At 66.2% G+C, this 6,123-nt stretch carries 4 protein-coding genes; 1 reads left to right on the top strand and 3 read right to left on the bottom strand.

Features of this window, described 5'->3' with window-relative positions; genetic code table 11:
• The coding region (locus VEY12_07110) for a secretion system protein E (protein HYM39897.1) at positions 1-285 on the top strand (285 nt) is incomplete at its 5' end.
• Positions 286-892: 607 nt separating this feature from the next.
• Here VEY12_07110 and VEY12_07105 read toward each other — a convergent pair.
• The 3 genes from VEY12_07105 to VEY12_07095 all read right to left on the bottom strand — a co-directional run.
• Entirely contained in the window at positions 893-4,444 is a 3,552-nt protein-coding gene (locus VEY12_07105; protein HYM39896.1) for a CARDB domain-containing protein, read from the bottom strand.
• A gap of 269 nt (positions 4,445-4,713) precedes the next feature.
• Positions 4,714-5,835, bottom strand: a complete 1,122-nt coding sequence (locus tag VEY12_07100) for a zinc ribbon domain-containing protein (protein ID HYM39895.1) — start codon at positions 5,833-5,835, stop codon at positions 4,714-4,716.
• A gap of 68 nt (positions 5,836-5,903) precedes the next feature.
• Positions 5,904-6,123: ATPase domain-containing protein (locus VEY12_07095; protein ID HYM39894.1), on the bottom strand; the 220-nt coding region annotated here is incomplete at its 5' end.

Below are 6,123 nucleotides of genomic sequence, written 5' to 3'. Positions count from 1 at the left end.
ACGAACTCCGCGTACACCTGGAACCCCGCGGATGACACGTTCAATTACTCCGGCCACAGCTACGTCTACGAGAAGATTTCCTTGGCCCGTAACTGGAACCAGCGACGCATGGAGCAGGAGGTCAAGCGCCGGCTGGACCTGTTCGACTACATGAAGCGGACCGGCGTGCAGAACTACCGCGAAGTGGCGAGGATTGTGTCCTCGTACTACAAGGACCCCGAGGGCATGATCAAGCTCGTCCGCGACACGCTCGCGGCCCAGGGCGTCCAAACGGTCGCCGCGTGACCCTGGCGGCCGGCGCAAACCATCCTCTCACGCCAGGCGCGTCCCTCGGCCCGAGACACGGATGTGCCCGTGCGGGACCCGTTCGAAAGGACAACGAGCGCGCATGGACTAGACGCCGCGCACACAGTCGAGACGCGGACTGACGTGCTCGCATCGATTGGGGCACCTCTCGCGCCCCCCCGGCGGCAGCCGACGCGGGACTGCAGCGGCTCGCGCGCGACGCGGGATTCCGCGACATCCGAGTCGACCGCCCCAGCTTCGAATCCTTCGTTCGAGAGGCGGGGCTGTCGGACGCTAAAACGGCCTTCGTTCGAGGGGCAGGCGGCGGAGACATCCTAAAGGCCCGTCGGGCCTGAGCCTAGCGGCCCGCGCTCGATCATCCGCTACACGCGCACGATGAGCGATGCAGCGGACGGGAGCAAGAACACGAGCGTGATGACGAGGACGCCGGCGAGGCGATGCACGGTCCAGAGGAAGGGCATCGGGTCCTCATGCGGGAGGCACGCCAAGCCCGTTCCGATATCGTTCGGCTCTAGGCGAACGGATCCTCGGCGCTCACGCTCGCCCGTGGAAATGGAGAAGGGAAAGGGAAAGGGGGAAGGCGAGCTCAGAGCTCGTCTCCCTGGGTCTGGTCGCCGGACGACTGGTCCGAGGTCTGGTCCTGGGCGCCGGTTTGGTCGCCTTCCGTCGAGGGGCGTTTGATGATGCGCTTCTGCACGACGGGGGCGGGCGTCACGGCCTTGCGGATCACGGGCCGTGCCGCGTTGGCTTGGGCGCCCGCCGCCTGGGAGCCTCCCGCGGGGCCTTGGTCGCTCGTGGGGGGCGGGGCAACGACGGCCCGCGGCCTCGCCGGGGGCGCCATCCCGCCGGTTCCCGGGCCTCCGCCTGCGGGCGGGCGCTTGTCCTCCTTCATGAGGGAGCCGCACTTGTGGCAGACGGTTGCCGTCACCGAGTTCAGGGTGCCGCAGACGGGGCACGGCTTGGAGCCCATCTTGCGCATCTCCTCTTCCTCGCGGAGCCAGTCCTCGAAGGTCAGGAACGTGGGCTGCTTGCGCCACCACTCCTGGAACTCCTTGTCCGAGAGGGCCCGGCCGAGCTGTCGGGAGGCGTCTTCGCGGAACTTCTGCACGACCTCGTCGTACTGCAGGCGCATTTTCTCCTGGTAGTCCGCCATCTCGACCTCGCCGGTCGCGAACTCCACGCCGCACTCCGGGCACTGCTTCACGTCGACCGGGATCCACGCCTGGCAGTTCGAGCACTTCGCCATGTCCTTCTCGAACTCGACACCGCACTTCGGGCAGACCGTCGCGTCCTCGGGGATGAAGGCGCCGCACTCACCGCATTCCACCATCTTGCCGAGGCCGTACACCTTGAAGTAGACCGTCACGCCGATCACGATGGCGGCCACTGCGGCCAAGATGATCAAGAACAGCCACCACGGGATGCCCAGCAGAGGCACATTCGTGCTCAGGAAGGGCACGTTCCGCTTCACGACGATGGACGGGTTCGCAGGGGCGATGGTCCCCTGGGAGGACGAGACCCGGAGGGTGTACGTCCCGTCGGGCAGGTCGTTCAGCTGAATGCTCGCCGTGAACAGGCCGTTCGAATCCGTGGTCGCGTTCACGAACTGGGCGACGGAACCGTCCGCCCGGACGATCGCGATCGTGACCGTCAGGCTTGGGATGCCGTTCTGCGCCGCCGTCGTGTCCCGCACGACGCCCGCGACGCTGACCAGGTCCGTCGGCCCGAAGGGGGTTCCTGGGACCGGGCTATACAGGATCACGGTGCCCTGGGGCGCGTTCACGTTCATCGTGATGTTCACGTAGTCGTTCGCGTACCCCGCCCCGCCCTCGACGAGCGTGTGGTCCGGGTTGACCACGACGGTCAGGTGCTGGAGGCCCGGAATCGGGATGCCCGAGACCGCGACCGTGACGTTGGTCTCCGTGACCACCCCCACGCCGTCCGTCCGGCCGTACGCGAGCGAGTAGTTCCCGTTCAGGTAGACCGCCACGGAGGTGTTGTCCACCGGCGTCTGGCCGAAGTTGTGGACGTGCACGAGGATGGAGAAGGGCCGGTTCTGGCTCACGTTGAGGGTGCTGTACTCGGACGCGATCAGGGCGAGGTCCGGCTGCGAACGGACGGCCTGCACGACTTGGACCGCGTTGTTCGCGACCGCGTAGTCCGTGTTGCGCATCGACGTGTTCGCGGTCATCACGTAGACCGTGAGCGTGTGGTTGCCGACCGTGGTCGGGTGCCACTGGACCTCGAGGTTCGCGACCTGTCCCGCGCTCAGGCTGAACAGGGCTTGGTTCGAGACCAGGTTCCCCGCCTCGTAGATGACCAGGCGGGCTCCCGAGGCAGGACCCGTGCCCAGGTTGTGGACCGTTACGTCCACGGGCACGTTGTTGTTCGCCACCGGCGTCACGGGGAAGTGAACGTCCGTGCTGCTCACGATGGCGAGGTCGGGCCAGGCGATCAGGGAGACGGCATGGGTCGCGATGTTGTTCGTGAGGTTCGTCTCGGGAATCGCGCTCGGGCCCGCGGGGTCGCCCGTGGGCGGGTTCACGACCACAGAGAGAGTCAGGCCCATCTCGAAGCTGCCTTGGACCGTGTAGGGCGGAGCAATGGCTTGGGCGTCGCCGTTCGCGGGGACGGAGGCCACGGACACGTTCGCGATCTCGTAGCCCGCGGCCGAGTACGCGCTGACCGGCGAGTCCATGACGCCGTCGCCGTTCGCGTCCACGTTCGTGGAGAAGAAGACCACAGGCACGTTGGTCACGGGGTTGGCGCCCGTGTTGTGGATCGTTGCCGTGATCGTGAACGGCCGGTTCAGCGGCTGGGAGTCCGAGACCCCGTTGCCGCCGGAGATGACCACGCTGATGATGGTCAGGTCAGGCGTGAGGCCCGGGACGGGCAGGGCGACCCGCACGGGCAGGTTGTTGTCCGCGGCCGTGATGCTCGGGTACGGGACGAACGAGGCCGCCGCGCTCCCGACGTAGGTGCCCGGATAGGTCCCCGTGGTCTCGTAGTTCCCGAACGAGTTCGCGTTGGGGAGGCTCGCCGAGGTGATCTGGTCCGTCCACAGCGGGATCTGGGCCACGCCGTTGGAGCCCGTCGTGTTGAAGTTGGCGGCGATCCTGCCGATGTACGCGAGCGTCGTCGAGCTGGGTACCTGGGCGTTCCCATTGTCCGGGTACGTGGCCGTCGAGCTCCCGACATGGGACCAGATGGTCGCACCGACCAGGGGCGTGCCGTAGGGATCCGTGGCCTTCCCCCACATCCAGCGGAAGATGTCCACGAAACCGCCCGTGAGGGGCACCATGGCCGGGAGCCGCAGGTACTGCGGTGTCGCATCGCTCTCCGCCTGGTCGAGGGTCATGTTGTAGAGGTACGCCTTCGAGGTGGCATCGAGGGTCATCACGTTGTGGATCTGCCAGTTGTTCGAGAAGTCGATCCCGACGTAGGAGTCGTACACGTACAGGGTGGAGCCCGCCGTCAGGCTCAGGTTCTTGGCGGACATCCCGGGCTGCGTGTTCTCGTAGATCTTCTCGATCGTGGACTTGTACAGGTACGCCGTGGAGCCGGCCAGGGTCATGATCGCGGACCCGTCGTTGTCGCTAATCCACGCCGGGGAGCCGAGGCCGCCCAAGTCCGAGTCCGAGAAGCCCGTGATCGTCGAGGCGGACATGTTCAGCACGGACCCCGAGTTTAGGTTCAGCGTCCCGGGGAACTTGAGCATGGAGCCCGTCCGCATCGCGAGCGTCCCGTTCACGGTGGCCGCGAGCTTCACGTACGGGTTCAGCGTGTTCGTCGACGTCGTGAGCGTGGAGTTCAGCAGGATGATGGACCCGCCCGCGTCGATCGCGAGCGCGTGGACGTGGGTCGTGTCTTCCACGAAGCTGATCCCGCCGTTCTGGAGGGTCAGGCTGCCGCCGTTGCGGATGTACAGGTTCCCGTCCAGGTAGAAGAACATCCCGGAGCAGGTCTGCGGCGCCGTCACCACCCAGTTGCCCGTGAGGAGCGTGCTGGACTGGCCGCAGTTGTCGGCGCGCACCGGAGGCGTCAGTACCGTGACGACGCCTAGGAGGCCGCCTACGGCCAGCAGCGAGACAATCATAAGGCTCAGCGCCTTGCCATTTCGAGTGGCTCGGTCAGACATCGCTAGACCTCCCGGGGAGGAGTCGGAGAACGAGCGCCCTAGGACTACTTCCGGTGGGCATGTGGGCGGCCCATCCTGGGGCTCTTTATAAATAGCTTACCGAGCGATTATCTATCTCGATAGCGACGTGTCCCCGGACGCGGAAACGAGCCCGTTTTCATGGAGGGATTGTTTTAATCTGTGAATGGATATTAAAATAAGGGGTCTGGCCTCGCGCGAGCCCTGTTCTGGGCACGTCGTCGCGGGGCCCGGTGGTGTCCCCAGTGGGCCTAGATGACCTTCTTCTTGAGGACCTTCTTGACGGTCGAGACCTGGGCCTTCCTGCCTGATTTGTCGTCTTCGGGGGACAGCCGGTGACCGCAGGCGTAGCACATGATCGCGTCGCTCGAGATCATCGTCCCGCACGACGGACACGGGAGCTCGCCCTCCGCCGAGGTCTCTTCCGTGACCTCCTCTTCCTGCAAGCGGTGACCGCAGGCGTAGCACATGATCGCGTCGCTCGAGATCATCGTCCCGCACGCGGGACACGGTACCTCGGCCCCGGCAGGTTCCTCCTTGACCTCAGGCTGCACTTGGACCATGGGCTTCGTGGCGGGCTTGGCGGCCGCCGGTTGGGGGGTGGGCTGCGGCGAAACGGCCGGCTGGGGTCGGGCCGCCGCAGGAGCCGGGGCCGGTCCTGCCGGTCGAGGGGCGGTCGCCGCGGTGGGAGCGGAAGCCTGGCCCGGTTGCGTCTGCTGCGTTCGCAGGCTTTGCTCGAGCGCTAGGAGCTGCTTCTCCCTCTCCGCGAGCCGCCGCGTCTCGTCCGCGATTCGGGTCCGGCTCTGGGCGAGGGCCTGCTCCTCCGCGGCCAATGCTTTCTCCTGATCGAGCTGCTGACGCCCCTTGGCGATCTGGCTCTCGAGGGCGGCCTTGTGGTCCTCGAGAACCTTCAGGAGCTGTTCTTGTCGTTGGGCAATCTCACCTTTGCGGGAGGCGATTTCGTTGGCGTGGGCCGCGGACTCCTCGTGGCGTTTCGCGATGTCGTCCTCGCGCTTCACGAGGGACTCGAGGCGCTTCGCGAGCTCCTCTTCGCGCTGGACGAGGCCTTGCTCCTTGGACAGCACCTTCTGCTTCGTCGATTCGAGTTCCTCGTTCCGCTGATCGAGCGCGCGTTCCTGCTGCTCGAGCTCCTTCTCGCGGGCCCGCATGCCCTTCTCGCGGCCGGAGAGCGCGTCCCGCTCCTCCGCGAGGCCCGCCTTCTCCTGGTCCAGGGACTGCCGGTCCTCGGCGAGTTTGGTCTCTCGCTCCTGGAGAGCCGCCTCGCGGTCCTTGAATTCCGCGTCCCGAGTCTTGATGCTCTCCTCAAGCTTCTTCAGTGCGTCCAGCGCGTCCAAGATCGATCCATCGGCCATTTACGGTGCCCTCCCGCGGTGTCGGTTCCGACCGCGGCGCCTCCCAGGCATCCGCGGTTCGAGTGGGATCATGTGGGGCTTCCCCCCGTATCGAAGATCGGCCCCAGCACGGTAAGACCGCCCTTCCTAGGTTCGATCGCGTGTTTCTCCATGGAGTGGTCGACCGCGCGCATCTTCTCCACCTGGAGGTAGCGCACGAGCTTCCCGTGGGAGTGGTCCAGTCCGAGCATGACAATGCCGTCCACCAGGAAGCCCTCGTTGCCGAGCATCTGGCTGTCGCCGCCGAGA

This window comes from Thermoplasmata archaeon (assembly GCA_035632695.1).
In the GTDB taxonomy this organism is placed as follows: Archaea; Thermoplasmatota; Thermoplasmata; order RBG-16-68-12; family RBG-16-68-12; genus RBG-16-68-12.
Note: the sequence above shows the minus strand (reverse complement) of the source record. Positions and strands in the feature narration are given on the sequence as shown.